Source organism: Entomohabitans teleogrylli (assembly GCF_001484765.1).
Lineage (GTDB): Bacteria > Pseudomonadota > Gammaproteobacteria > Enterobacterales > Enterobacteriaceae > Entomohabitans > Entomohabitans teleogrylli.
The window spans coordinates 1-2,482 of sequence record NZ_LLXO01000072.1 but is presented as its reverse complement, the minus strand read 5'-3'; the positions used below and the strand labels follow the sequence as shown (position 1 = coordinate 2,482).

At 42.8% G+C, this 2,482-nt stretch carries 3 protein-coding genes; all 3 read right to left on the bottom strand.

The window, feature by feature from the left end:
- Positions 1-77: 77 nt before the first annotated feature.
- Positions 78-422: a DUF3969 family protein gene (locus AQ981_RS25200; RefSeq protein ID WP_058914502.1), complete on the bottom strand. Its 345-nt coding sequence runs from the start codon at positions 420-422 to the stop codon at positions 78-80.
- A complete protein-coding gene (locus AQ981_RS25195; RefSeq protein WP_058914501.1) occupies positions 419-1,162 on the bottom strand; it encodes a hypothetical protein in 744 nt (247 codons plus the stop codon). The genes AQ981_RS25200 and AQ981_RS25195 overlap by 4 nt, the downstream gene beginning before the upstream one ends.
- Before the next feature lie 299 nt (positions 1,163-1,461).
- On the bottom strand, positions 1,462-2,482 hold a 1,021-nt coding region (locus AQ981_RS27065), incomplete at its 5' end, for a VENN motif pre-toxin domain-containing protein (protein WP_249226392.1).

Below are 2,482 nucleotides of genomic sequence, written 5' to 3'. Positions count from 1 at the left end.
TTTCCGGAACCCCCAGCCTAGCTGGGGGTTTTCTGTGCACAAAAAGATCCCGGTCAGATCGTTCTGACCGGGATTTTTCACTCATCAGTTAGAATGATATCTTTATCAACTAGTCGCCCAATTTCACGGCTGTTTTCAATCATTGATAATGTTCGATTAAATAAGCCATTAATATTATCTTGTAACCTATCAGGCATTAAACTTTCTATATCCTCTAACTCACACCCAAGTTTAATTACATCCACCAACTCATCTGATGAATTCATTTTTTCCAATAAGTCATGAACATAAGGCTTGAAAATAAACCCCTCAGCCTCATCAATAGATATTATTTTATTTTCAAGACAATATAAAATACCCAAGGTTAAAAAACCTATAAATTTATCTGCATCGCCTTGACTAATTTTATAATTAAGTTTCATTTTTGATTGCTCCAGCCCGGTTTAACTTTAACATCAAACACTTTACCACTCTGGCTTTGGAAGTAATGAACAGATATTTTATTACCCGATACGTCATATCCATCTTTATATACTTTACTCCACTTTCCAGATTCTATGGCTCTCAGACTATCCAAAACTTCTTTATTATTCACCGTATTCTTAACAGTTCCGTTCTGTATCGCTCTAAATCCTTGAGGATATAACGGCGCATTTTTAATGGAACTATAAGTATTCTTAATACCTTTGGAGTTTGCACCTAAGATCCCTACAGCCGCTTCCATCAGCATCATATTCCGCTGATCTTCCCTGACTTTCTTGGCCGCATCTTCCGGTGAAAATCCTTGATTTACCAGTTCCTTTTCCCGAAACTCTGCATTGAAGAACCCGGACAGAGGACCACTGCCATTACCCAGCCAGCTCATATATTCAGAGCGGCCAACTTTATCGTTATCCAGTCTCCCACCAAAAGCTAACTCTTTGGCTAAGTCATGGTTGATAAACGCCAGTTCTTCGCGGCTCAGTTCCCCATTCAGCGCCATTTGTTTCAGAGTTTCAATGGTTTTGTCGCTGGCCTGCCGGTACTCCTGCCAGACAGACTGCTTACAACTGTCATCCTGACAGGCAGCTAGCTTATCGCGCATATCCTCAACTGAGGGCAGATTCTTATCCAGAATCTTCTGGCTTAATTCTTTAGCCTTACCGCAGGCTTCTGCCGACATTGTTCGACAGTCACCGAGATCTCGCGAGGCCAAAGCATTATTCTCCACATAAATCCCAACAACAAGAGTTGGGATTTGTCAGAACTCATCGATAATAGAAATGCCAAAAAATCAAACCTATAGGTGGACCCATCCACGTCAATTTAAGACAAATAAATAAATCTTCCGATGAAAATGGAAAACTGTCATTTATATCCCAGGCCAACCACGCCCCTAACAAACAGCCAAACATTGCTAAGATGAACAATAAAAAGCTCATTGAGCAACATAAATATAAAAGATTAAGTAATGATTTAGTGCTATTTCTCATCATTACCTCCCAAGCCATTCAGTTTATCCTGAACAATCCCAGACACAGCAGAATCCCCAACATTACCTACTATGGATGGCAATGGATGTTGTGGTACTGGTTTGGTTATTGTCCAGACTCCTGTCGGTACCCACTCATATTGCTTTGATATTGGATTTAACTTTTTATCAAATGGTACTTTTAGAACATTACCTGCGGCATAACCTATTGAAGCTCCGGTTTTAGCCAGCAGGACTCCCATAAACGGATCATCACCTTTAATCTCTGCTGAATAATATCCACCGACAGAATTCCAGGTGACAGTCGGGTTATAACCTTTACCTGCTGTAATTGCTCCTATCACACCCGCCCCAATAACATCTGAGAGTTTCACCTCTCCAGTTACGCCGTATTGAATACCTGCGTTAGCTGCCGCCGATACACCTACTGCGATTAACTGGCTTTTAGTATTATTGGCCGCATTTGAAAATATCGCTTTTCCACCCATTACCATAAAGGGCCAAGACGTTGGGTCCATAACTATCGCCATAAGGCGGTCACCGTCAGTAATATTGTCTTGCAGGAATTTTAGATCTGAACCATTGAGGTATCTGACAATAGCGGCAGCATCCGGGTCTTTCAGTCTTTCACCCAGACGTATCGTATAAAGTGTATTAGGATCATCATCAACAGCAGCATTAGTGGAGGCCTGTACAAGTTCTTCCCATGTCACACAAGTCACTCCGCCGCCGGTGCATGCTTCGGCCAGTTCATTACTGTTTTTATTGCTGATATTGATGTACTTCTCAATAACCTTATTACAGTCACCACCTGACTTCTTACAGTCAGACAGTTCTTTATCAAACTGGTGTGCTTCCTTGTCACTCAGATAGTTATTCTCCACCGTCGTCTTTCCGGCCTGCGCGGCCGATACCGCCTCTGCGGTGCTGTCTCCCGTCAGACCGCCCGCCAGACCCGACGCCAGCGTCGCCAGCGCGCTCACCGTCTGCTTCTCCGTCTCGCTCAGTTCG